General features: G+C 65.5%; 23 protein-coding genes. 8 read left to right on the top strand and 15 right to left on the bottom strand.

The features are described from left to right. The first annotated feature begins 170 nt into the window (after nucleotides 1-170). The gene (locus G4G71_RS05455) at nucleotides 171-638 is read left to right on the top strand and encodes a hypothetical protein (RefSeq protein ID WP_169935937.1); all 468 of its coding nucleotides are present in this window, start codon (nucleotides 171-173) and stop codon (nucleotides 636-638) included. Here G4G71_RS05455 and G4G71_RS05450 read toward each other — a convergent pair. From G4G71_RS05450 to tkt, 8 genes are all read right to left on the bottom strand, one after another. Next, nucleotides 632-1,126, bottom strand: a complete 495-nt coding sequence (locus G4G71_RS05450; RefSeq protein WP_169935935.1) for a YgjP-like metallopeptidase domain-containing protein — start codon at nucleotides 1,124-1,126, stop codon at nucleotides 632-634. The genes G4G71_RS05455 and G4G71_RS05450 overlap by 7 nt on opposite strands. Nucleotides 1,127-1,175: 49 nt before the next feature. Further along, on the bottom strand, nucleotides 1,176-1,946 hold the full coding sequence (locus G4G71_RS05445) for a class I SAM-dependent methyltransferase (RefSeq protein ID WP_169935933.1): 771 nt from the start codon (nucleotides 1,944-1,946) through the stop codon (nucleotides 1,176-1,178). A gap of 37 nt (nucleotides 1,947-1,983) precedes the next feature. Continuing rightward, nucleotides 1,984-2,421: a hypothetical protein gene (locus G4G71_RS05440; RefSeq protein WP_169935931.1), complete on the bottom strand. Its 438-nt coding sequence runs from the start codon at nucleotides 2,419-2,421 to the stop codon at nucleotides 1,984-1,986. 76 nt (nucleotides 2,422-2,497) lie between these two features. Beyond that, a complete protein-coding gene (fba, locus tag G4G71_RS05435; protein WP_024764154.1) occupies nucleotides 2,498-3,562 on the bottom strand; it encodes a class II fructose-bisphosphate aldolase in 1,065 nt (354 codons plus the stop codon). Nucleotides 3,563-3,682: 120 nt separating this feature from the next. Beyond that, the gene (locus tag G4G71_RS05430) at nucleotides 3,683-4,018 is read right to left on the bottom strand and encodes an MliC family protein (RefSeq protein ID WP_169935929.1); all 336 of its coding nucleotides are present in this window, start codon (nucleotides 4,016-4,018) and stop codon (nucleotides 3,683-3,685) included. Between the two features lie 424 nt (nucleotides 4,019-4,442). Further along, complete coding sequence (locus G4G71_RS05425) at nucleotides 4,443-5,606, bottom strand: phosphoglycerate kinase (RefSeq protein ID WP_169935927.1); 1,164 nt, start codon at nucleotides 5,604-5,606, stop codon at nucleotides 4,443-4,445. Between the two features lie 28 nt (nucleotides 5,607-5,634). After that, nucleotides 5,635-6,681 carry an erythrose-4-phosphate dehydrogenase gene (epd, locus tag G4G71_RS05420; protein WP_045215936.1) on the bottom strand — a complete coding sequence of 349 codons (1,047 nt, stop codon included), beginning with the start codon at nucleotides 6,679-6,681 and terminating at the stop codon, nucleotides 5,635-5,637. Between the two features lie 93 nt (nucleotides 6,682-6,774). Further along, nucleotides 6,775-8,772: a transketolase gene (tkt, locus tag G4G71_RS05415; RefSeq protein WP_169935925.1), complete on the bottom strand. Its 1,998-nt coding sequence runs from the start codon at nucleotides 8,770-8,772 to the stop codon at nucleotides 6,775-6,777. Nucleotides 8,773-8,997: 225 nt separating this feature from the next. Here tkt and G4G71_RS05410 point away from each other — a divergent pair, with 225 nt between their 5' ends. From G4G71_RS05410 to ligB, 3 genes are all read left to right on the top strand, one after another. After that, nucleotides 8,998-9,999, top strand: coding sequence for an ArsR/SmtB family transcription factor (locus tag G4G71_RS05410; protein WP_169935923.1), 1,002 nt, complete (start codon nucleotides 8,998-9,000; stop codon nucleotides 9,997-9,999). 17 nt (nucleotides 10,000-10,016) lie between these two features. After that, a complete protein-coding gene (gene metK / locus G4G71_RS05405; protein ID WP_169935922.1) occupies nucleotides 10,017-11,207 on the top strand; it encodes a methionine adenosyltransferase in 1,191 nt (396 codons plus the stop codon). 149 nt (nucleotides 11,208-11,356) lie between these two features. Further along, nucleotides 11,357-13,024, top strand: coding sequence for an NAD-dependent DNA ligase LigB (gene ligB, locus G4G71_RS05400; RefSeq protein ID WP_169935920.1), 1,668 nt, complete (start codon nucleotides 11,357-11,359; stop codon nucleotides 13,022-13,024). Nucleotides 13,025-13,029: 5 nt separating this feature from the next. On the opposite strand, the gene G4G71_RS05395 is transcribed toward ligB, so the two are convergent. Continuing rightward, entirely contained in the window at nucleotides 13,030-14,334 is a 1,305-nt protein-coding gene (locus tag G4G71_RS05395; protein WP_169935918.1) for a ferredoxin reductase family protein, read from the bottom strand. Between the two features lie 170 nt (nucleotides 14,335-14,504). Between G4G71_RS05395 and G4G71_RS05390 the strand changes: the two genes are divergently transcribed. Further along, nucleotides 14,505-15,251, top strand: coding sequence for a metallophosphoesterase family protein (locus tag G4G71_RS05390; protein WP_169935916.1), 747 nt, complete (start codon nucleotides 14,505-14,507; stop codon nucleotides 15,249-15,251). Here the strand turns inward: G4G71_RS05390 and G4G71_RS05385 are convergent. Beyond that, nucleotides 15,248-16,246: a CE1 family esterase gene (locus G4G71_RS05385; protein ID WP_169935914.1), complete on the bottom strand. Its 999-nt coding sequence runs from the start codon at nucleotides 16,244-16,246 to the stop codon at nucleotides 15,248-15,250. The two genes, G4G71_RS05390 and G4G71_RS05385, sit on opposite strands and share 4 nt — an antisense overlap. Nucleotides 16,247-16,395: 149 nt before the next feature. Between G4G71_RS05385 and G4G71_RS05380 the strand changes: the two genes are divergently transcribed. After that, the gene (locus tag G4G71_RS05380) at nucleotides 16,396-16,794 is read left to right on the top strand and encodes a DUF1090 domain-containing protein (RefSeq protein WP_169935912.1); all 399 of its coding nucleotides are present in this window, start codon (nucleotides 16,396-16,398) and stop codon (nucleotides 16,792-16,794) included. A 120-nt stretch (nucleotides 16,795-16,914) separates the two neighbouring features. On the opposite strand, the gene G4G71_RS05375 is transcribed toward G4G71_RS05380, so the two are convergent. From G4G71_RS05375 to G4G71_RS05365, 3 genes are all read right to left on the bottom strand, one after another. Then, nucleotides 16,915-17,382, bottom strand: coding sequence for a c-type cytochrome (locus tag G4G71_RS05375; RefSeq protein ID WP_169935910.1), 468 nt, complete (start codon nucleotides 17,380-17,382; stop codon nucleotides 16,915-16,917). 144 nt (nucleotides 17,383-17,526) lie between these two features. Beyond that, nucleotides 17,527-17,913 (bottom strand): MAPEG family protein, encoded by a 387-nt coding sequence (locus G4G71_RS05370; RefSeq protein ID WP_024764168.1) that lies wholly within the window; start codon nucleotides 17,911-17,913, stop codon nucleotides 17,527-17,529. Nucleotides 17,914-18,013: 100 nt separating this feature from the next. Next, nucleotides 18,014-18,844, bottom strand: a complete 831-nt coding sequence (locus tag G4G71_RS05365) for an EamA family transporter (protein ID WP_169935908.1) — start codon at nucleotides 18,842-18,844, stop codon at nucleotides 18,014-18,016. A gap of 146 nt (nucleotides 18,845-18,990) precedes the next feature. Here G4G71_RS05365 and G4G71_RS05360 point away from each other — a divergent pair, with 146 nt between their 5' ends. Both G4G71_RS05360 and G4G71_RS05355 read left to right on the top strand, forming a co-directional pair. After that, entirely contained in the window at nucleotides 18,991-19,605 is a 615-nt protein-coding gene (locus G4G71_RS05360) for a LemA family protein (RefSeq protein WP_037011389.1), read from the top strand. Next, nucleotides 19,602-20,585 (top strand): TPM domain-containing protein, encoded by a 984-nt coding sequence (locus G4G71_RS05355; protein WP_169935906.1) that lies wholly within the window; start codon nucleotides 19,602-19,604, stop codon nucleotides 20,583-20,585. Before G4G71_RS05360 ends, G4G71_RS05355 begins: the two co-directional genes overlap by 4 nt. 10 nt (nucleotides 20,586-20,595) lie before the next feature. On the opposite strand, the gene G4G71_RS05350 is transcribed toward G4G71_RS05355, so the two are convergent. Together G4G71_RS05350 and G4G71_RS05345 are read right to left on the bottom strand one after the other, a co-directional pair. Further along, nucleotides 20,596-21,372: an ABC transporter ATP-binding protein gene (locus G4G71_RS05350; protein ID WP_169935904.1), complete on the bottom strand. Its 777-nt coding sequence runs from the start codon at nucleotides 21,370-21,372 to the stop codon at nucleotides 20,596-20,598. Then, nucleotides 21,372-22,178, bottom strand: coding sequence for an ABC transporter permease (locus G4G71_RS05345; RefSeq protein ID WP_024764172.1), 807 nt, complete (start codon nucleotides 22,176-22,178; stop codon nucleotides 21,372-21,374). The genes G4G71_RS05350 and G4G71_RS05345 overlap by 1 nt, the downstream gene beginning before the upstream one ends. Nucleotides 22,179-22,231 lie beyond the last annotated feature (53 nt).

Raw genomic sequence — 22,231 nt, 5'->3', positions numbered from 1 at the left:
GGCCCCTCCCAGGAGGGGCCTTCTCATTTTCGGGAATCATTCCCGACAAAATCATGGCATTTAGCCAAAGCATTGATTAATCTGGGCTTTGCAGCGGTGAACAACCCCAGGCGACCGACCCCATCCGGCGCGCCAGGGGCTTCCCGCAGCAACTTCATCAGGAGTTTCGAATGCCGCGCCCCCTGTTTGGCTGGCTGTTCTGCCTGATCGTCCTTCTGCTCGGCGTGCCCCTGTTGCGCCTGCTCGCACAGCCACGCTCACTCGAGCCGGCGCCTGACCTCGTCTACCTGGACCAAATGTTTTCCGTGCTGATTGCCAGCGCGGGCCTGGCCGGGTTGTTCATCGCCTTCCTGCTGCGTCTCGCAGGTCGAGTCCTGGTAGCACTGGTGCTGCTCGTGCCGGCCATCATCCTTTGCGCGTGGCACCTGACCCACACCCATCTCGGCCCGGTTTCGCCCACAACGGAGCAATACGGGTGGCTGCTGGCGGGTCTGGCGGTCTATTCGCTGGCATTGGCGGGCATCCATTGGCTGCACCAGAGCGAGTACGGCCCGCGCAAAGCGCTGCGCTACCTGGGGCTCGCCCTGCTGCTGCCGTGGTGCCTGGGGCTGTTCTACCTCGGGCGCCTCTACTACTGAGGCAGATCGCGCCAGGTCAGGTAGACGCGCAGGTCGAATTCCAGCTGGTGATAACCGGGCAGCATGTGCTCGCAGAGCTGGTAGAAGGCCTTGCTGTGATCGCGCTCCTTCAGATGCGCCAACTCGTGGACCACGATCATCTGCAGGAACTCGGGGGCCGCCTCCTTGAACAACGAGGCAACGCGGATTTCCTTCTTCGCCTTGAGCTTGCCGCCCTGCACCCGCGAAATCGCCGTGTTCAGCCCCAGGGCGCGCTGCACCACGTCCAGCTTGTTGTCGTAGAGCACCTTATCCACCGCTGGCGCGGTGCGCATGTACTGCTGCTTGAGGTCCATGGCATAGCCATACAGCGCCTTGTCGCTCTGCACATCGTGGCGACCGGGGTAGCGGCGCTCCAGATATTCGCCGAGGCGGTCCTGCTCGATGAGCTGGCGCACCTGGTCCTGGAGTTGTGGCGGATAGGCCTGGAGATAGCGAAGCGGCTGCATGGGAAACGACTGGCGGAGGAAATAGCCGCCAGTCTACCGTATCCGCCAGTCACGCCAGCGTGCGCGTGCTGTAGGCCTCGGTTCGATAAGGCACCGCGATTTCGTCGCGCCCCTTGAGATCCGGATGACTGGCGATCAACTCGCGTAGCTGCTCGGCGACACGCTGCTTCTGCTCCTGCGGCAGCATGGCAATGAAGCTCACCGAGAGGATTCGCGCGACAATCACCTGCTCCGGCGGCCCCACGTGCTGGTAGCTGAACTCACGCAGGCGCAGCGGCTCGAAGCGCGCGCCAGAAAAGGCCTGACGCCACAGCCCGGTGTGGAAGCGCGGCGTGCTGCCTTCGTAGCGCTCGACGATACGGGCCATCTCGGCAACCCAATCCACCCGCTCATCGCGCACGTTCCAGACCAGACCCAGATGGCCGCCCGGCCGAAGGACGCGATGAATTTCATGCAGGGCACGCTCGTTGGCGAACCAGTGAAAAGCCTGGGCGCAGGTCAGCGCATCGACACTCTGCGCCACCAGCGGCATGGCCTGGGCGGTACCGTTGAGCACCTTGACCCCCGGCAGCTTCTCGCCCAGTTGCTCACGCATCGCCGCCACCGGTTCGATAGCAGTGACCTGCGCTCCCGAGCGCGCCAGCAGTGAAGTGAACTTTCCCGTACCCGCGCCAAGGTCGACAACTTCCTTGCCGGCGCCGATCTCCAGCGCCTCACCGAGCCAGCCCAGCAGCTCGTCCGGGTAGTCGGGACGCCCGTGGGCGTATGTCTTTGCCTCGCGGGCGTAGCCTTCCCGCGCACTGCCATGTACATCCGTCATCGTGCCTCCAGAGCCCATCCGGCCCGAGCACCAGCGCTCAGCGGAACCGGCAGGCCTTGCCGTCGTGATTGCTCTTGCCATCCAGATAGCTACGGTAGCAGCTGAGCAGGCGCGATTCCTTGATACGGCAGCGTTTCTGTCGGCATTCGCTGGAGAATTCGAAGCGGCCCCCGTCCGGATCGGCCAGCTCGATGCGGATCGCCGGCCAGCCTTGCTTCGGCGCTTTCTCCGGAGTACTGAGCACACGATTGTCGTTTTCCACCAGGGCAGCGCCAGCCTCTGCGTAATCGAAGACGAACAGGAGGGTGCGCGAGGTCTTCAGCGTGCACTCCTGGTGAGTCAAGCAATTCTGCGCATCCACCGGCAACTCGACCGGCGGCTTCGCTGGTGGCGGGGATGGCTCCGCCGGATGCAGGGCACAGCCAGCCAGCAACATCAGCACTAGCGCGGGGAATATGGCACGCAACAGCGACATGCCTCGATCTCCTTGTGGCGGATACGAAAGAGCCCCGCAGGGCGGGGCTCTTCGACGCTTCAGAGCAAGGCCGGGATCAGTTGACCTTCGACACCAGCTCACCCTTGGCGTAACGCTGGAACATGCCTTCCAGGGAGATCGGCTTGATCTTCGAGGCATGGCCGGCGGTGCCGAAGGCTTCGTAGCGAGCAATGCAGATATCACGCATGGCGACGATGGTCTTGGCGAAGAATTTGCGCGGGTCGAACTCGCTCGGCTGCTCGGCCATCATGCGGCGGATGGCGCCCGTGGAGGCCAGGCGCAGGTCGGTGTCGATGTTGACCTTGCGCACACCGTGCTTGATACCTTCGACGATTTCCTCGACCGGCACGCCGTAGGTTTCCTTGATGTCGCCGCCGAACTCGTTGATCACCTTCAGCCACTCTTGCGGCACCGAGGAGGAGCCGTGCATCACCAGGTGGGTGTTGGGGATACGCTTGTGGATTTCCTTGATGCGCTCGATGGAAAGCACGTCGCCGGTCGGCGGCTTGGTGAACTTGTAGGCGCCGTGGCTGGTGCCGATGGCGATGGCCAGGGCGTCGACCTGGGTCTTCTTGACGAAGTCCGCAGCTTCTTCCGGGTCGGTCAGCAACTGGCTGTGGTCCAGCACGCCTTCGGCGCCAACGCCGTCTTCTTCGCCGGCCATGCCGGTCTCCAGGGAGCCCAGGCAGCCCAGCTCACCTTCCACGGACACGCCGCAGGCGTGGGCGAAGGCAACGGTCTGCTGGGTCACACGGACGTTGTACTCGTAGTCGGCCGGGGTCTTGCCGTCTTCCTTCAGCGAGCCGTCCATCATCACCGAGCTGAAGCCCAGCTGGATGGAGCGCTGGCAGACGTCAGGGCTGGTGCCGTGGTCCTGGTGCATGCACACCGGGATGTGCGGGAATTCTTCGATGGCCGCGAGGATCAGGTGGCGCAGGAAAGGCGCACCGGCGTATTTGCGGGCACCGGCGGAGGCCTGCACGATCACCGGGGAATCGGTCTTGTCGGCCGCTTCCATGATGGCGCGCATCTGCTCCAGGTTGTTGACGTTGAAAGCCGGAACGCCGTAGCCGAACTCGGCGGCGTGGTCCAGCATTTGGCGCATGCTGATGAGTGCCATGGTCTTCGCTTCTCCCAGAAGTCAGGCTCGGTTACACGAGCCCCTTAACTACATGTTTGGAAGCCTGCCGCAGGGGCAGGCGGTGTTCAAGTCTTCCGGCGCACGCCGGACAATCGGCGCTCAGGGCGCCTTGCAACCACGGCCGATCAGGTCGTTGCTCTCAACCCAGTAGACCAGGCCCTGGTCGCCTTTGATGCTCAAGCCGATCAGCCCGTCGCTATAGAAAGCGCCGGAGCCGCCGGGTTCCTCTTCCAGGTGATGGACCACGTCGTCCTCACCCAGCTTCAGGTCGACCACCGACTTGCTGGGATCGACGTAGCGCCACTGCACCTCGGCCTTGCTGTCGCAGACCCAGTGGTTCCAACCACTGCCCGAAGTCGCCTTGCCACCGGACGATTGGCTCGAGCAGCCCGCCACCAGCAATAGGGCCAGGGCCGGGACGATATAACGCAGCATCGGGCGACTCTCCTTCGGGCGGACGCGCCGCCGGATATCCAATGCGCCAGATTGCCCGTCCCGCCGCAGGAACGCCAGTGCCGCCTGCGCCAGGGCGCGGGCGGCACTGCCAGTTCGTGATCCCGACCGCCGGGGCGACGCCTCAGGGGCAGTTCACCGGCTTCTGGTCAGGAGTCGGATCGCCGCTACTCTGGCTTTCCACCCGCTCGCGGTTCTGGTCCGAAGGCACCATGACTGAGGGCGGGCTCATCACTTCACAGGTACTGGGCGTTCCGCCACCTCCGGCGCAACCCACCAGCACGAGGCAAAACGACAACAGAGGGGTGACAGCTCGCATGACCGTTCTCCTTGGCATCCATACAAGGCTTGTGACCCGAGGATGCCGCGGAGGTTTGCTTTACTGTCGCCCCGGCAGCGCGCCGGCTCAGGCCTTGGCGCGCTGTTCCAGCACTTCGACGGCCGGCAGGACCTTGCCCTCGACGAACTCGAGGAAGGCGCCACCACCGGTGGAAATGTAGGAGATCTGCTCGCCGATACCGTACTTGTCGATGGCAGCCAGAGTGTCGCCACCGCCGGCGATGCTGAAGGCGGAGCCTTCGGCGATGGCCTTGGCCAGTGTCTTGGTGCCTTCGCCGAACTGGTCGAACTCGAACACGCCGACCGGACCGTTCCAGAGAATGGTCTTGGAGGTCTTCAGCAGCTCGGCGAACTGGGCAGCAGTCTTCGGGCCGATATCCAGGATCATGTCGTCGTCGGCCACGTCAGCGATGTCCTTGACGGTAGCAACGGCGGTCTCGGCGAATTCCTTGGCAACCACCACGTCCACCGGCAGCGGTACGCTGACCTTGGCGGCAATGGCCTTGGCGGTGTCGACCAGATCGGCTTCGTACAGCGACTTGCCGACCTTGTGGCCCGCCGCGGCGAGGAAGGTGTTGGCGATGCCGCCGCCGACGATCAGCTGGTCGCAGATCAGCGCCAGGCTGTTCAGCACGTCGAGCTTGGTGGACACCTTGGAGCCGGCGACGATGGCGGCCATCGGGCGCGCCGGGTTGCCCAGGGCCTTGCCCAGGGCTTCCAGCTCGGCGGCCAGCAGCGGGCCCGCCGCGGCGACCTTGGCGAACTTGGCTACGCCGTGGGTGGAACCCTCGGCGCGGTGGGCGGTGCCGAAGGCATCCATGACGAACACGTCGCACAGGCCAGCGTATTGCTGGGCCAGTTCGTCGGCGTTCTTCTTCTCACCCTTGTTGAAGCGCACGTTCTCGAACAGCACGACTTCACCCGGCTTCACTTCGACGCCACCCAGGTAGTCCTTGACCAGCGGCACTGCGCGCCCCAGGGCCTTGGACAGGTAGTCGGCGACCGGCTGCAGGCTGTTCTCTTCGGAGTATTCACCTTCGGTCGGGCGGCCCAGGTGCGAGCAGACCATCACCGCCGCGCCCTTCTCCAGGGCCAGCTTGATGGTCGGCAGCGAGGCCAGGATGCGCGCGTCGCTCTTGACCACACCGTCCTTCACCGGAACGTTGAGGTCTTCGCGGATCAGTACGCGCTTACCTTGGAGGTCGAGGTCGGTCATCTTCAACACGGTCATGACAGTCAGTCCTGTAGGGGCTGTTTGATTAACGTTCAGTAGCGGCGACGTGCAGGAAGTGCCCTGCAGTGTCGAGCATGCGGTTGGCGAACCCCCACTCGTTGTCGAACCAGGCCAGCACGTTCACCAGGCGGGGGCCGGAAACGCGGGTCTGGCTGCCATCGACGATGGCCGAGTGCGGGTCATGATTGAAATCGCAGCTGGCGTGGGGCAGCTCGGTGTACGCCAGCAGGCCTTTCAGCGGGCCTTCGGTGGCGGCCTGGCGCAGCACGCGGTTGATCTCCTCGGCGGACGTATCGCGGGAGACCTGCAGGGTGATGTCCAGGGCCGAGACGTTCACCGTCGGCACCCGAATGGCTTTGGCCTGGATTCGCCCGGCGAGTTCCGGCAGCAGGCGTTCGATGCCGCGCGCCAGACCAGTGGACACCGGGATCACCGACTGGAAGGCCGAACGCGTGCGGCGCAGGTCTTCGTGGTGGTAGGCGTCGATCACCGGCTGGTCGTTCATCGCCGAGTGAATGGTGGTGATCGAGACGTACTCGATACCCACCGCCTCGTTCAGCAGCTTGAGCAACGGCACACTGCAGTTGGTGGTGCAGGAGGCGTTGGAAACCAGCGTCTCGGCGCCGGAGAGGCCCTGCTGGTTGATGCCGAAGACCACGGTGGCGTCGATGTCCGCCTCGCTGGCCATCGGCTGGGAGAACAATACGCGGGGCGCGCCAGCCGCAAGGAAGCGTTCGCCATCGGCGCGGGTGTTGTAGACGCCCGAGCATTCCAGCACCAGGTCGACATCCAGGGCGCGCCAGTCGATAGCCTCGGGCTCGGCTTCGCGGAACACCTTCACGCAGTCGCCGCCCACGTGCAGGCAGCCGTCGGCCACGCTCACCTCGCCGGGGAAGCGGCCGTGGGTGGAGTCGAAGCGGGTCAGGTATTCGAGGCTGGCCAGGTCCGCCAGGTCGTTCAGGGCGACGATGGAGAAACCGGCCTTGGCGCCGCGCTCGTGCAGGGCACGGAACACGCAGCGGCCGATGCGGCCGTAGCCGTTGAGGGCAACTCGGTAAGGGCGCTTGGACATTGTTATCCCTTGGTGATCCGCACAGGAGCGAGCCTGCTCGTGAACCGAGCGAAGCGGTTCGCGAGCAGGCTCGCTCCTACAATGAAGCCTTGATCAGGCTTCGAGCAGCTCGGCGGCGACTTCCAGCACGTTCTCGACGGTGAAGCCGAAGTGCTCGAACAGCGCCGGGGCCGGGGCCGACTCACCGAAGGTGGTCATACCGATGACGCGGCCTTCCAGGCCAACGTACTTGTACCAGTAGTCGGCGTGGGCGGCCTCGATGGCGATACGCGCGGCCACTTGAACCGGCAGCACGGCCTGCTTGTAGCCGGCGTCCTGCTGGTCGAAGACGCTGGTGGACGGCATGGAAACCACGCGCACCTTGCGGCCTTCGGCGCTGAGCTTGTCGAACGCCTGCACGGCCAGGCCGACTTCGGAGCCGGTGGCGATCAGGATCAGTTCCGGCTCACCGTCGCAGTCCTTCAGCACGTAGGCGCCGCGGGCAACGTCGGCCAGCTGGGCGGCGTCACGCGGCTGGTGCGGCAGGTTCTGGCGGCTGAAGATCAGCGCGGACGGGCCGTCGGCGCGCTCGATGGCGTACTTCCAGGCCACCGCGGATTCCACGGCATCGGCCGGGCGCCAGGTGTCCAGGTTCGGGGTCAGGCGCAGGCTGGCCAGCTGCTCGATCGGCTGGTGGGTCGGGCCGTCTTCGCCCAGACCGATGGAGTCGTGGGTGAACACGTACAGCACGCGCTGCTTCATCAGGGCGGACATGCGCACCGCGTTGCGGGCGTATTCCATGAAGATCAGGAAGGTTGCGCCGTAGGGGATGAAGCCGCCGTGCAGGGCCACGCCGTTCATGATGGCGCTCATGCCGAACTCGCGCACGCCGTAGAACAGGTAGTTGCCGTTGGCGTCGTCGGCGCTCACGCCCTTGCAGCCCTTCCACAGGGTCAGGTTGGAGCCGGCGAGGTCGGCGGAGCCGCCCAGCAGTTCTGGCAGCAGCGGGCCAAAGGCGTTCAGGGCGTTCTGGCTGGCCTTGCGGCTGGCGATGGTCTCGCCCTTCAGGGCGACATCGGCGACGTAGGCGGCGGCCTTCTCGGCGAAGTCGGCCGGCAGCTCACCGGCCACGCGGCGCTCGAACTCGGCGGCCAGTTCCGGGTGCGCGGCCTGGTAGGCAGCGAAACGCTTGTTCCACTCGGCTTCGCGGGTGGCGCCGTTATCCTTGGCGCTCCACTCGGCGTAGATGTCTGCCGGAATCTCGAACGGGGCGTGGTTCCAGCCCAGCGCGGCGCGGGTGGCGGCCACTTCGTCGACGCCCAAGGCGGCGCCGTGGCTTTCTTCCTTGCCCTGCTTGTTCGGCGAGCCGAAGCCGATGATGGTCTTGCAGCAGATCAGGGTCGGCGCGTCGCTCTTGCGGGCGGTGTCGATGGCGGTCCTGATCTCGTCGGCGTCATGGCCGTCGACATTGCGGATCACCTGCCAGCCGTAGGCTTCGAAGCGTTTCGGGGTGTCGTCGGTGAACCAGCCGTGGACTTCGCCATCGATGGAGATGCCGTTGTCGTCGTAGAAGGCGATCAGCTTGTTCAGGCGCAGGGTGCCGGCCAGCGAGGCGACTTCATGGGAGATGCCCTCCATCATGCAGCCGTCGCCCAGGAAGGCGTAGGTGTAGTGGTCGACGATGCTGTGGCCGTCGCGGTTGAACTGCGCGGCCAGCACTTTTTCGGCCAGCGCCATGCCCACGGCATTGGCGATGCCCTGGCCCAGCGGGCCGGTGGTGGTCTCGACGCCAGCGGTGTAGCCGTACTCCGGGTGGCCCGGGGTACGCGAGTGCATCTGGCGGAAGTTCTTCAGGTCATCGACGGTGACGTCGTAGCCGGTGAGGTGCAGCAGCGAGTAGATCAGCATCGAGCCGTGGCCGTTGGACAGCACGAAGCGGTCACGGTCGGCCCACTGCGGGTTGCTCGGGTTGTGCTTGAGGTAGTCGCGCCAGAGGACTTCGGCGATATCCGCCATGCCCATGGGAGCGCCAGGATGGCCGCTGTTGGCTTTCTGCACGGCATCCATGCTCAGTGCGCGGATGGCGTTGGCTCGCTCACGACGGCTGGGCATCGCTGAATCTCCTGCGGGGGCTGCTTCGAAAGATCGAAGGGAATGAAAAAAGGCCGGTATTTTCGCCCAGCCGGGCCCCGCGGGGCAATGACAGATCGGCAGATGCCTGACACAGGGCACCGGTTTATCGCCGCGAACTGATCAAAAACCACTCATCCGGCAATATCAAAACTTTTTGATACAGCCCTTGCCCACCCCGAATGCCATGACTAGACTGCGCAACCCATGAGTCTGCGCCTGCCCGAAATCCGCCACGACGATTGCGACCAGTTGGCTGCCCTGTGCAAGGCCGGCGGCGACCCGCTACGGCTGAACGTCCTGCGGGTGCTGGCCAACGATTCGTTCGGCGTACTGGAGCTGGCGCATATCTTCGGTGTGCGTCAGTCGGGCATGAGCCATCACCTCAAGGTGCTGGCCCAGGCCGGCCTGGTTGCCACCCGTCGCGAAGGCAACGCGATCTTCTATCGCCGCGCCCTGCCCCAGGGCGAAATCCTGGGCGGCACGCTGCACGGGGCGCTGCTCGAAGAAGTGGACGGACTGGCACTGGCCGATGACGTCAGCGCCCGGGTCGATGGCGTACACGCCCAGCGTGCCGCCGTGAGCCGCGACTACTTCGCCCGTAGTGCGGAGAAGTTCCAGGCGACCCAGGACCTGATCGCAGGACTGCCGCAATACCGCGAAAGCGTACTGGCGCTGCTCGATGCACTGAGCTTCGCCCCCGGCGCCACGGCGCTGGAAGTCGGCCCCGGCGACGGTGGATTCCTCCCCGAGCTGGCCCGGCGTTTCGATCAGGTCACGGCGCTGGACAACAGCGAGACCATGCTTGAAATGGCGCGGCAACGTTGCGCCAGCGATGGTTTGAACAACGTCCGGCTGCGGCTGGGCGACGCCCTGCAGGACGTCGACGACGCGGCGGATTGCGTGGTGCTGAACATGGTGCTGCATCACTTCGCCGCACCGGCGGAGGCCGTGAAGCAGCTGGCGCACCTGGTGAAACCCGGTGGCAGCCTGCTGGTGACCGAACTCTGCAGCCACGACCAGAGCTGGGCCCGCGAGGCCTGTGGTGATCTCTGGCTGGGGTTCGAACAGGAAGACCTGGCCCGTTGGGCCGACGCCGCCGGGCTCGCGTCCGGCGAAAGTGTGTACATCGGTTTACGCAATGGCTTTCAGATCCAGGTGCGGCACTTCGCCAAACCGGATTCGCGAAGCGTCCTCACCCACCGGTAAATGATAGGAACCGTTAGATGAGCGAATACTCAGTTTTCACCTCCGAATCCGTCTCCGAAGGCCATCCGGACAAGATCGCGGACCAGATTTCCGACGCGGTCCTCGATGCCATCATCGCCAAGGACAAATACGCCCGCGTGGCCTGCGAAACCCTGGTGAAGACCGGTGTCGCGATCATCGCTGGTGAAGTCACCACCTCCGCCTGGGTCGACCTGGAAGAGCTGGTGCGCAAGGTCATCATCGACATCGGCTACAACAGCTCCGATGTCGGCTTCGACGGCGCTACCTGTGGCGTGCTGAACATCATCGGCAAGCAGTCGGTGGACATCAACCAGGGCGTCGACCGCGCCAAGCCGGAAGACCAGGGCGCTGGCGACCAGGGCCTGATGTTCGGCTACGCCAGCAACGAAACCGACGTGCTGATGCCCGCGCCGATCTGCTTCTCCCACCGTCTGGTGGAGCGCCAGGCCGAGGCCCGCAAATCCGGCCTGCTGCCGTGGCTGCGCCCGGATGCCAAGTCCCAGGTCACCTGCCGCTACGAAGGCGGCAAGGTCGTCGGCATCGACGCCATCGTCCTGTCCACCCAGCACAACCCGGAAGTCAGCTACAAGGACCTGCGCGAAGGCGTGATGGAGCTGATCATCAAGCAGGTGCTGCCGGCCGAGCTGCTGCACAAGGACACCCAGTTCCACATCAACCCGACCGGCAACTTCGTGATCGGTGGCCCGGTGGGCGACTGCGGCCTGACCGGCCGCAAGATCATCGTCGACTCCTACGGCGGCATGGCCCGTCACGGCGGCGGCGCGTTCTCCGGCAAGGACCCGTCCAAGGTCGACCGTTCCGCCGCCTACGCCGGCCGCTACGTGGCCAAGAACATCGTTGCCGCCGGCCTGGCCGAGCGCTGCGAGATCCAGGTGTCCTACGCCATCGGCGTGGCCCAGCCGACCTCCATCTCGATCAACACCTTCGGCACCGGCAAGATCAGCGATGACAAGATCATCCAACTGGTCCGCGAGCACTTCGACCTGCGTCCGTACGCGATCACCAAGATGCTCGACCTGCTGCACCCGATGTACCAGCCGACCGCGGCCTACGGCCACTTCGGTCGCAACCCGTTCGAAATGACCTACGGTGACGACACCTTCACCGCCTTCACCTGGGAGCGTACCGACAAGGCCGCCGCCCTGCGTGATGCCGCCGGCCTGTAAGGCTCGGTAGCAGGAAAAAGCCCCGCCTCGGCGGGGCTTTTTCGTTTCTGATCTCCCACAAGCCTTGGCGAAGAGTCCACGCTCATTCCGGCATCGATCGCCGCTTTCGGCTCCTAGCCTTGCGGGTTTCCACTGCACGGTCTCTCGCCATGCTCCGCCTCGCCATCACCTTGCTGTTTTGCCTTCCTCTTACCGTTCGTGCCTGCCCCGACTGGCCGGCCGAGCAGGCGCCTCGGCAGATCGAGGCACTCCGCGGGCAGCTGGCGCAGTGGGATGACGCCTACCACCGGGACGGAAAGTCCCCCGTGGCCGATGAGCTTTACGACCAGGCACGCGAACGACTGACTCAGTGGCAGGACTGTTTCCCGCACGTCCACGCGGCCCCCGAGTCACCGTTGGCCAGCAGCGCGGGGACGATCCGCCATCCCTTCGCCCACACCGGCCTCGACAAACTTCCCGATGCCTCGGCTGTGCGCAGTTGGCTGGCCAACCGCACCGACCTCTGGGTGCAGCCCAAGGTCGACGGCGTAGCCGTCACGCTGATCTACCGCGACGGTCGCTTCAGCCAGGCAATCAGCCGCGGCGACGGCAGCGCCGGGCAGGACTGGACCGCCAACGCGCAACGGATCGACGCTATCCCCAAACAGTTGCCTGGCGAACCGGACCACCTGGTGCTGCAAGGCGAGCTGTACTGGCGACTGCCACAGCATGTGCAAGCGTTGCAGGGCGGCGCAGGTGCCCGCGGCAAGGTCGCCGGCCTGATGGCCCGCAAGGATTTCCGCGACGAAGGCACACAGATCGGTCTGTTCGTCTGGGAGCTGCCGGATGGTCCACTGGACATGCCAGAGCGCCTGGCACGCCTGCGCCAGATGGGATTCGATGACAGTGCCAACCTGACAGAACCGGTGACAGGGCAATCTGAAATCGAATCCTGGCGCGAGCGCTGGTATCGCCAGCCGCTGCCCTTCGCCAGCGATGGCATTGTCATCCGCCAGGGCCGCCGGCCACCGGGCAAGGCCTGGAGCGCACAGGCGCCGGGCTGGGCGGTGGCGTGGAAGTATCCACATCAACAGGCACTGGCGGAGGTTCGTCGCGTGGCGTTCAAGGTCGGCCGTAGTGGCCGGGTAACACCTGTGCTGCATCTGGCCCCAGTGGAACTGGACGGGCGAACCATCCAGCGCGTCGGCGTCGGCTCGCTCAAGCGCTGGCGCAGCCTGGACATCCGCCCCGGCGACCAGGTCGCCATCGCCCTGGCCGGGCTGACCATTCCACGACTCGACGGCGTGGTCTGGCGCTCGCCGGCTCGCCCCGAAATAGCCGCGCCGGAAGACGGCCAGTTCAACGCCCTCTCCTGCTGGCAACCCACCGAGGGCTGCGAGGAACAGTTCCTCGCTCGCCTGGAGTGGCTCGGCGGAAAGAGCGGGCTGGGGCTGGCCGGCGTCGGACCGGGCACCTGGAGACGGCTGCATGAAGCCGGCCTGCTGACGGGGATGCTCGCCTGGATGACGCTGACGCCAGAGCAACTGAGCCAGGTTCCCGGACTCGGCGAGCGAAGTGCAGCGAGTCTGCATCAGCAATTTCAGCTCGCTCGTCAGCGATCGTTCGCTACCTGGCTGCGTGCACTGGGCGCACCGTCCCCCAACGCCCACCCCGCGGGAGACGACTGGACTGGGCTGGCGGCTCGCGACGCAGCACAGTGGCAGGAGCAACCGGGTATCGGCAGGGTCCGTGCGATGCAGCTGGAGGCTTTCTTCAAGGCGCCGGAAGTCGTGCAACTGCGGGAGCGGTTACACGACCTCGGCATCGCCGGTTTCTGAGCGCTTCAGCGCATCTGGAAGGCTTCCTGATGGAAGCGGTTGCTCGGCATGCCCTGGCGGCGCAGGTCGCGGCGCAGCAGCTCGGCCAGCGCCTGCGGGCCGCAGAACCACACGCTCGGCCAACGCCCTTGCGCACCGGGCTGCAGGCCCAGGTCGGCTGCCTTCAGGTAGCCTTCGCTTTCGCTGTAATGCACACGCAGATCGATGCGCGGCAATTTCGTGCACAGCTCACGCAAGCGGCCAGCATAGATGGCATCGGATGGCGAGCGCACGCAGTACAGCAGCGTCACCTCCGGGCTGTCATCCGGCCGCGCCTGCAGTGAGTCGAGCCACGCCAGGAAGGGTGTAATGCCGATACCACCGGCGATCCAGACCTGCCGCTCGCCCTTGTCGCGACGGAAGTCGAAGCGGCCGTACGGCCCCTCGACCTTCACCGGATCACCGACCTTCAGTCCATCCTGAAGGCGCTGTGTGTAGTCTCCCAGCGCCTTGATGCTGAAGCGCACCTCGCCGTTGCCCAGGTCGCCGCTGGAAATGGTGAAGGGATGCTGGCCTTCCAGGCGGTTGCACGTGAGGAAGGCAAATTGCCCGGCGCGGTGCTGCCAACGCCCCTGCAGCTTGCAGGTCACTTCCAGCATCCGCTCGCCGGGGCGCTCGACCGCTACCACGACACCCTCATGGGTGCGCCGGCGTCCGATCTGCCCGGTCAGCGACCAGAGCGCGCACAGGCTGCCCACCGCGGCGCAGAGTGCCACCAGCCAGCCGACCGGTTGCGCCCAGTAGCCCGCCGGCGCCAGCACCACGCCATGGAAGGCGAGCACCAGATAGACCACGGCGAGGGTTTTGTGGACATAGCGCCACAAGTGATAGGGGAAGCGCTGCCAGAGCGTGATGACCAGCATCGCCGCCAGCAGCCAGGCCGACCACTCGCCCAGGTCCTTGGCCGAGCCGCGGAATACGTCGAGGAAGGTTTCCACCCTCGGCCCCTTGGCCGGCTTGGCGATGAACTTGGCAAGCAGCGGCCCACCCAGCTCCATCAGGTAGTGCAGCAGGCCCAGCACGATGGCCAGGATGCCCGCCCACTTGTGCGCGCGGTACATGCGGTCGAGGCCGTCGAGGGGCTTCTCCAGCCACACCGGGCGCACTGCCAGCAGCATGATCAGCGACATCAGTGCGAAAGATGCGACGCCAGTGAAGAGAATGGCCTGCTTGCGCACGACCCAGATGTCCAGCGTCGCCGGCGGGTCGACGAAAAGGGCCAGGCCAAAGGTGGCCGCGACGGCCAGCAATACGATCCAGATGAGTTTCATGAGTCCTCCTTGGGGCGCCGGAACAGCGGGCCCAAGCGGAAGCTGAAGGATTCTTCTGAATCATCCCTTAATTTCGTATGGGTTTTAGCACGGCATCGGCAATGCCATGACCCATGTCAAATGCGGCGCCCTTCGATATGCTCGGCATATTCCTACAAGACAATCTGAATATGCGCCTGCGAGTCCTCTCCGACCTACACCACGAACACTTCCCCAACGGCCGCCGGGAACTACCGCAGGCAACGGCGGATGTCGTCGTGCTGGCCGGGGACATTCACGAACACCTGCAGGGCCTGCACTGGGCGCGCGAGGAATTTCCCGACAGCGAAATCGTCTACGTCGCCGGCAACCACGAGTTCTATCACTCAGACTTGCCCGAACTGACCCAGGCCATGCGCAATCTGGCGCAGGCGCTGAACATCCACTTTCTGGAAAAGGACGCCGTGATCCTGGGCGGCGTACGCTTCCTCGGCGCCACGCTGTGGACCGACTTTCAGCTCTATGGCGCGCATGCGTCGGAACTGGCCTACGAGCAGGCCCAGTTACTCATGCCGGACTTCAGTACGGTCGACTACTTCACCCAACCCTTCACCCCAGGCATGAGCGCCGAGATCTGCGCTACGACCTGTCGGTGGCTGGAAGCGGAACTGGCACAGCCCTTTGCCGGGCCCACGGTGGTGGTCACCCACCACGCACCCAGCGCGCGCTCGATTCCTGCACATTACGTGGGCGATGCGCTGTCGCCGGCCTTCGCTTCGAACCTGGAAACACTGGTCGAGCGCTGTGACCTGTGGATCCACGGTCACGTTCACGAATGCCTGGACTACCGCGTCGGCCGGGGTCGCATCGTCGCCAATCCCGGCGCCTACCCCGGTGAGGACAGCGGCTTCGATCCCTGTCGGGTGATCGAACTCTAGAACGGCTGCTCGCTATGTCGCTGCTCGCCAGGTGATAGCTCGCTGAAGAACCGCCAGATTTCAGCCGGCCCATCCAGTTGCGGGTCGACCTGGCCAAGCATGCGGGGCGGCCGGTAAAGCGGCTGCGAAATCAGGTGCCCGCCACCAAACACCGTCACCAGCTCCACGGGCGCCCCGTCGCCGGCAGCCCAGCGCTGCCGCTGCGTCCACACCGGCCCCGGCTGGGTCAGCTTGTCCACCCGCGGCTCGCCCCCCTGGCCGTTGCGCCGCGCCAGCGCAAGAGCAGAGTCCTCGGCAGAGAGCACGTTGCCGCGATCACCGAAGCCAAACAGCGTGACCCGGCCACCCGCGTAGGGATTGATCGGATCCCGCGTGCCATTCATCAACAACGCCGCCCTGGGCTGCTCGGCGGGACGGCAGGCGTCGTTGTCAGTGCTCGGCAGGCTGGCAGCCACGGCGGCGACGCCAGTGACCTTGTCCGGCGCTTCCGCCGCCATCCGCAAGGCCATCTGCCCGCCATTGGAATAGCCTGTGACGAATACCCTCGCGGGATCGACGCCGCGCTCGCGCTGCAGGCTGTCGATCATCTGCGAGAGGAAGCCGACATCGTCGATGTTCAGACGCCGCGCGCTGTAGGAAGCCACCCGCCGACAATCATTCCAGTGCCCTTCGAAACCATCGGGATAGAGCACCAGGAAGCCATCACGATCGGCAAGCGCGTCGAAACGGTAGCCGCTGTCGCGACGCATGCGCTCGCCGTTGCTCTGCGAACTGTGCAGCACCACCAGCAGCGCCGGGCGCTCGGCCAATTTCTTCGGTATGTAGAGTACGTAGCTGCGGCGTCGCTGGCCCTGGCGCACCGAGGCATCCTCGCTGCTGCCGGTCAGCACCGGTTGCAGCTTCAGTTCACCCGGCACATACCACCAGCCGCCCACCAGCAGCGCCAGCACCAGCAGCGCGATCAGCGTCTGCACGACTCGTATCGCCACCCGCATACCGCCTCTCCTTGCCCGCCCGGCGGGCCTTGCGAGTCCCGGCCTGATTCTGAGGCATTGCCCTGGGGCAGCCCGTGGCGCTCCCGTCCATGGCAAACTCTAGCCGTTGACTCCAACGTCATAGTGTTTGGTAACCAAGGACTCCGAAAATGTTCCGAAGCTCTGCCCTGATGGTCGCCGTTCTCGCCCTCGGCTGCGCCAGCCCGCTGCTCGCCGCCGAAGCGTCCGGGCAACCGCTGACCGGCTGCGCCGCCAAGCGCGCCGCCATCGAAACCCAGCTCGAACAGGCCAAGGCCCAAGGCAACGGCAACCGCGTCGCCGGCCTGCAGACCGCCCTGGAGAAGGTGAAGACCTATTGCACCGACGCCAGCCTCACGCAGGAGCGCAAGCAGAATGTGCTGGATGCGGAGAAGGAAGTCGCCCAGCGCGAGAAGGACCTGCGCAAGGCGATGAACAAGGGTGACGCCGAGAAGATCGAGAAGCGCAAGGACAAGCTCGCCGAGGCCCGCGCCGAACTGGAGCAGGCCAAGCGCGAGCTGGAGGAGTAATCCCGGGGACCGTCCTGCGGCCGGTTCGCGGACAAAGTCCGCTCCTACAGAACCTGGCGCTGTCTCTGTAGGAGCGGGCCACGCCCGCGAAGGCGGGCAAGGTTCGCCATTGCTCCGCGCTTAGAGCGCGCGGAATTTCTTGTGGCAGGCTTCGCAGGCGTCTTCCACCGCAGCGAAGTCCTTGCGCACGCTTTCGGGCGTCGGCGCAGCATTGCGGGTGTTTTCGCCCAGGGCGCGGACGGCCTGCTCGAAGGTCTTGGCATCGGCCTGGAACTCCAGCTGGCGCTGCCAGATTTCCGCCTTGGCGCGGGTGTCGTCGCTTTCCACCTTGTCAGCTGGCGGCTGGGTAGTGGGGAAGTACTGCCAGGGCTTGTCGGCCAGTTCGCCCAGCTTGGTCGAGTTGGCCCGGAACTTGTCCGCGTCGAACGGAATTCGACCGCGCAGCATGCCGCCCATGTCCTCGCTGGTCTTGAGCATCTCCTTGAACACCGCCTGGCGCTTGTACTCCGGCGAGTTGGGGTCCAGGCGATGGCAGCCGGCAAGCGCGGTACCGGCCAGCAGCAGAACGAGCAGGGTCTTCAACTTCATGGGGGACTCTTGTAGGACGGCCAGACACGGAAGCGCCGGATTATCCGCCCCGTTCCCCGAATGATCCAGACCGCGTGCCGGTCGCTGCGGCCATCCGCCGCAGCGCCGCGCCATTCGTTCAGCTGCCGTTCAGGCAGCCTCGGGTCAGGCGGAAACGACGAAGATCGCGATGATCAGCGCCATGCCGAGGAACCACGCCAGCGAGCGCAGCATTGCCAGGTCGGCAATGTAGAAGATCAGGTAGAGCAGGCGGCTGGTGACCCAGGCGATGGCCAGGCGGTCGATGGTGGCGGGCTCAGCGTTGTTCACTACATAGGCGATGATCACCGCCGCGGCGAAGGCCGGGGTCACCTCGAAGCTGTTCATCTGGAAAGCGTTGGCGCGCTTGCGGTAGCCCTCCAGGCTGGCGAGGAAGGTGCGCGGGTCGTGGTTCTGCCGGGGACCAAAACCACCGCCGGTGAACTTGGCAATGCTGGTGCCGACGTAAGGCAGGAAGATCGCGATCAGGACGCACCAGAAGGCAATGGGCATGGCGGAACTCTCATCGAGGGGAAAGGCCGCAGCTTAGGCCATGGCCGTGCGCCGCGTCCTTGACCGGCTGGGCGGTCTCGTCCGTAGCGCGAGCCAATCCTCAGAGCTTCATCACCAGCATGCCCGCCAGCACCAGGCTGCACGCCGCCAGGCGTGGCAGGCCGAAGGGCTCCTTGAGGAAGCGCATGCCGAACAGCACCACCAGCAGCACACTGGTCTCGCGCAGCGCGGCGGCCTCGGCGATAGAGCCCAGCTGCATGGCCCAAAGCACCAGCCCGTAGCTGAGCAGCACGCAGAAACCGACGCTCAGGCCGAGCTTCCAGTCATTGATCCAGAACTTGGCAAAAGCGCGGGTGCGCCCGACCAGCGCCACCAGCGGGAACGGCAGGCCGGAGAGCAGCGACAGCCACACCAGGTAGTCCAGCGGCTTGGGCCAGAGCTTGAGCGCGTTGCCGTCGGTCCAGGTGTAACTGCCGATGCACAGGCCCATCAGCAGCACGGTGGGATAGGCGATCCACGGTAGCTTCGAGCCGCCACCGCCCTTGAGCAGGAACAGCATGCCGACCGGGATCAGCAGGATGCCGAGGATCTGCTTGTCAGTCAGGTGCTCGCCGCCGAAGTAGAGGGTCAGCGCCAGCACCACCAGCGGCGACAGCCCGCGCATCAGCGGATAGACCAGGCCCAGGTCGCCGACCTTGTAGGCCTGGATCAGCAGCACGCGATAGACCAGTTGCAACGACACGGCGGCCAGCAGCCAGGGCCAGACTTCAGCAGGGGGAATCTCGATCCAGGGCAGCAGGAGCAGCGCGGCGGCGAGGCCGACCATGTCCATGCAGGCAACCACCAGCAGGCGGTCGTTGCTGAATTTGACGAGGGTGTTCCAGGTGGCGTGCAGCAGGGCGGCCAGCAGCACCAGGGTAGTGGCGAGCACGAAAACGAACTCCTGGTATAGACCAGGGCAATTCTACCCTGAGCCACCCCATGCCGGGCAAGCGCTGGCTGTTTCGGACATTTCCACCTGCCTCCTCAGCCATAACTGGCCTAGACTGGGCCTTTTCGCCAGCACGAGCCTCTGCCATGCCACGCCTGATCAAGTTCCTGACCGCTTACATCCTCGTCACCCTGCTCTCCGGCTGCGGCTACAACGCCATGCAATCCGGCGACGAAGGGGTGAAGGCCGCCTGGTCGGAAGTGCTCAACCAGTACCAGCGCCGCGCCGACCTGATCCCCAACCTGGTCAGCACCGTGAAGGGCTACGCCGCCCATGAAGCCAGCGTGCTGACCCAGGTAACCGAGGCCCGCGCCAAGGTCGGCAGCACCACCCTGAATGCCGACCAGCTCGACGACCCGGAAGCCGTCAAGCGCTTCCAGCAGGCCCAGGGCCAGCTCAGCTCGGCGCTATCACGCCTGCTGGTGGTCTCGGAAAACTACCCGCAGCTCAAGGCTGACGGTCTGTTCAAGGACCTGCTGACCCAGCTCGAAGGCACCGAGAACCGCATCACTGTCGCCCGTGGCCGCTATGTGAAAGCCGTGCAGGAGTACAACGTGATGATTCGCCAGTTCCCGCAGGTGATCACCGCGAAAATCTTCGGCTACAAGCCCAAGGCCAACTTCAGCGTCGAAAACGAAGCCGCCATCTCCACCGCGCCCAAAGTGGACTTCGGCAACGCGCCGGCGCAGCCCGCACAATGACCCTGCCGCGCTGGCTGCTGGCCGCCCTGCTGCTGTGCTGGGCGGTCGTACTGCAGGCGGCGCCGGTCGCCATTCCGCCGCTCAGCGCCCGCGTCACCGATCTCACCCAGACCCTCGATGCCGGGCAGCGCGCGCAGCTGGAAAGCCAGCTCGCCGGCCTGGAGCAACGCAAGGGCGCGCAAATCGCCGTACTGCTGGTCCCCACCATCGGCGAAGACAGCATCGAGGACTACGCGGTGCGCGCTTTCGAGCAATGGAAGCTGGGCCGCAAGGGCGTAGACGACGGTGTGCTGCTGGTGGTCGCCAAGAACGACCGCACCCTGCGAATCGAAGTCGGCTACGGGCTGGAAGGCACCATCACCGACGTGCAGGCCGGCCGGATCATCCGCGAACAGATAGTGCCCTTCTTTCAGAAAGGCGACTTCGCTGGCGGCATCCAGGCCGGCGTCGACAGTCTGATCGCGCTGATCGAGCCGCCCTCCGCCGCAACCACGCCGGACGGCAGCGAAGACGAATTGCCACATACCGGTCCGGCGGAAAACTACAGCGACGCCTACTCGAACCGCAACGCGACGGCCGCCGAGGAAATCCCACCTACCCGCCTGGCAGCGCTGCTTGGCCTGCTGGTCGGCGTGCCGCTGCTGGGCATGCTGCTGCCGGTGTCCTGGATGCGCCAGCGCAGCATGGGCCGCTACCTGTTGTGCAGTGTGCTGGTGGGCGGCATCGCCGCCGGCGTGCTGCTGGTCAGCGAAGCCAATCCCGCGGCGCTGCAACAACAGATGATTGGTGCCTTCTCGATCCCGCTGGTGCTGTACATCTTCTTCCTGCCGCCGATGTGGCTGACCATGGGCGTGCTGCAACTGCTCATGACGATCATCAGCTCGATCGGCCGCGGCGGGCGTGGAGGTGGCGGCGGCGGTGGAGGCTTCCGTGGCGGCGGTGGTTCCAGCGGCGGCGGCGGGGCCTCCGGCCGCTGGTAAACCAGGGCCCTCAGAGGGCGGAGACGCCCTGCTCTTCCTCGCGGATCGAGCGCAGCACCTGGCGCTGCAGGTCGATGAACTCGGCGCTGGCAGCCATGTCCTCGTGGCGCGGGCGGCCGAGTTTCACGTCGAAGGTGGTCTTGATCCGCCCCGGCCCGAGCCCCATCACCACGATGCGGTCGGACAGGTAGACCGCCTCTTCCACGTCGTGGGTGACGAACATCACCGTCAGCCGGTGGGTTTCCCAGATGCGCGTGAGCAGCTCCTGCATCTGGTGGCGGGTCATCGCATCCAGCGCGCCGAAGGGCTCGTCCATCAGCAGGATCTTCGGCCGGTAGGACAGCGCCCGGGCGATCGCCACGCGCTGCTTCATGCCGCCGGACAACTCGTTCGGGTAGGCCTCGGCGAACTTCGTCAGTTTCACCAGCTCCAGGTGCTCGTCGGCGACCTCGCGGCACTGCGCGCGGGACAGGCCGGCGGCCTTGAGGGCGAACTCGACGTTCTGCCGCGCGGTGAGCCAGGGCAGCAGGGTGTAGGACTGGAACACCACGCCACGGTCCAGGCCCGGCCCGGTGATCGGCACGCCGTCGACCTTCACGCTGCCGCTGTCGAACTCCTCCAGGCCGGCAGCGATGGACAGCAGCGTGCTCTTGCCGCAGCCGGAGGTGCCGACGATGGACACGAACTCGTTGTCCGCCAGCGTCAGGTCAATGTTGCGCAGCACCTCGCGGCGCTCCTTGCCGACCGCGAAACTCTTGTTCAGGCCGGAGATTTCCAAAGTCGCCATCAGTTGCGCCTCCGGTTGTAGCGGAACAGGACCTTCTCGCCGGCGCGCATGGCCTGGTCGGTGATCAGGCCGAGGAAGCCGAGCAGGAGGATGTAGCCGATGATGGTGTCGGTCTGGAAGAAGCGCTGGGACACGGTGATGCGGTAGCCCAGGCCGGAGGTCGCGGCCACCAGCTCGGCCAGCACCAGCCAGGTCCAGGCCCAGCCGAGGCTGATCCGCAGGGCGTCCCAGATACCTGGCAATGCGCTGGGCAGGACGATCTTCAGGAGGATGCGGCGATCCGGCATCCCCAGCGTGCGACCGAGGCCGACGAAGTCCGCCGGCACGCGCTTGATCGCGTCCATCACCATCAGCACCTGCTGGAAGAAGGTACCGATCCAGATGATGAGGAATTTCTGGAAGTCGCTGGTGCCGGCCCAGAGGATGGTCAACGGGACGAACGCGACCACCGGCATGTAGCGCACGAAGTCCACCAGCGGTTCGGTGGCGGCTTTCCAGAAGCCGTAGCAGCCGGCGAAGACGCCGATGACGATGGACATCACCGAGGACACCAGGAAGGCCACGGCGATGCGGTACACGCTGACCTTCAGGTCCGACCACAGCGTGCCATCGGCGGCCAGCTTGAGCATGCGTGCCCAGACGTCACCGGGCGCCGGCAGGAAGATCTTCGGCACCGCGCCGCTGGCGCCGGCCAGCCACCAGAGCAGCGCCAGCAGGACGAACACGGCGCCGCCGATGAGCAGGAAATGGCGCTGCGCGATCGGCTTGCCGATGGTGAACAGCGGGTTGGATTTACGGGCTTTCATGTCGGGCTCGTCGAACGGAGAAAGACGCGCGCCGGCTCGGGGCCGGCGCGCGG

This window comes from Pseudomonas multiresinivorans, from assembly GCF_012971725.1.
GTDB lineage: Bacteria > Pseudomonadota > Gammaproteobacteria > Pseudomonadales > Pseudomonadaceae > Pseudomonas > Pseudomonas multiresinivorans.
This window is presented reverse-complemented; position numbering and strand designations above follow the sequence as displayed.

Coding starts and splice junctions, on each gene's coding strand:
- G4G71_RS05455 (WP_169935937.1), top strand. CDS start 171: ATGCCGCGCCCCCTGTTTGGCTGGCTGTTCTGCCTGATCGTCCTTCTG.
- G4G71_RS05450 (WP_169935935.1), bottom strand. CDS start 1,126: ATGCAGCCGCTTCGCTATCTCCAGGCCTATCCGCCACAACTCCAGGAC.
- G4G71_RS05445 (WP_169935933.1), bottom strand. CDS start 1,946: ATGACGGATGTACATGGCAGTGCGCGGGAAGGCTACGCCCGCGAGGCA.
- G4G71_RS05440 (WP_169935931.1), bottom strand. CDS start 2,421: ATGTCGCTGTTGCGTGCCATATTCCCCGCGCTAGTGCTGATGTTGCTG.
- fba (WP_024764154.1), bottom strand. CDS start 3,562: ATGGCACTCATCAGCATGCGCCAAATGCTGGACCACGCCGCCGAGTTC.
- G4G71_RS05430 (WP_169935929.1), bottom strand. CDS start 4,018: ATGCTGCGTTATATCGTCCCGGCCCTGGCCCTATTGCTGGTGGCGGGC.
- G4G71_RS05425 (WP_169935927.1), bottom strand. CDS start 5,606: ATGACCGTGTTGAAGATGACCGACCTCGACCTCCAAGGTAAGCGCGTA.
- epd (WP_045215936.1), bottom strand. CDS start 6,681: ATGTCCAAGCGCCCTTACCGAGTTGCCCTCAACGGCTACGGCCGCATC.
- tkt (WP_169935925.1), bottom strand. CDS start 8,772: ATGCCCAGCCGTCGTGAGCGAGCCAACGCCATCCGCGCACTGAGCATG.
- G4G71_RS05410 (WP_169935923.1), top strand. CDS start 8,998: ATGAGTCTGCGCCTGCCCGAAATCCGCCACGACGATTGCGACCAGTTG.
- metK (WP_169935922.1), top strand. CDS start 10,017: ATGAGCGAATACTCAGTTTTCACCTCCGAATCCGTCTCCGAAGGCCAT.
- ligB (WP_169935920.1), top strand. CDS start 11,357: ATGCTCCGCCTCGCCATCACCTTGCTGTTTTGCCTTCCTCTTACCGTT.
- G4G71_RS05395 (WP_169935918.1), bottom strand. CDS start 14,334: ATGAAACTCATCTGGATCGTATTGCTGGCCGTCGCGGCCACCTTTGGC.
- G4G71_RS05390 (WP_169935916.1), top strand. CDS start 14,505: ATGCGCCTGCGAGTCCTCTCCGACCTACACCACGAACACTTCCCCAAC.
- G4G71_RS05385 (WP_169935914.1), bottom strand. CDS start 16,246: ATGCGGGTGGCGATACGAGTCGTGCAGACGCTGATCGCGCTGCTGGTG.
- G4G71_RS05380 (WP_169935912.1), top strand. CDS start 16,396: ATGTTCCGAAGCTCTGCCCTGATGGTCGCCGTTCTCGCCCTCGGCTGC.
- G4G71_RS05375 (WP_169935910.1), bottom strand. CDS start 17,382: ATGAAGTTGAAGACCCTGCTCGTTCTGCTGCTGGCCGGTACCGCGCTT.
- G4G71_RS05370 (WP_024764168.1), bottom strand. CDS start 17,913: ATGCCCATTGCCTTCTGGTGCGTCCTGATCGCGATCTTCCTGCCTTAC.
- G4G71_RS05360 (WP_037011389.1), top strand. CDS start 18,991: ATGCCACGCCTGATCAAGTTCCTGACCGCTTACATCCTCGTCACCCTG.
- G4G71_RS05355 (WP_169935906.1), top strand. CDS start 19,602: ATGACCCTGCCGCGCTGGCTGCTGGCCGCCCTGCTGCTGTGCTGGGCG.
- G4G71_RS05350 (WP_169935904.1), bottom strand. CDS start 21,372: ATGGCGACTTTGGAAATCTCCGGCCTGAACAAGAGTTTCGCGGTCGGC.
- G4G71_RS05345 (WP_024764172.1), bottom strand. CDS start 22,178: ATGAAAGCCCGTAAATCCAACCCGCTGTTCACCATCGGCAAGCCGATC.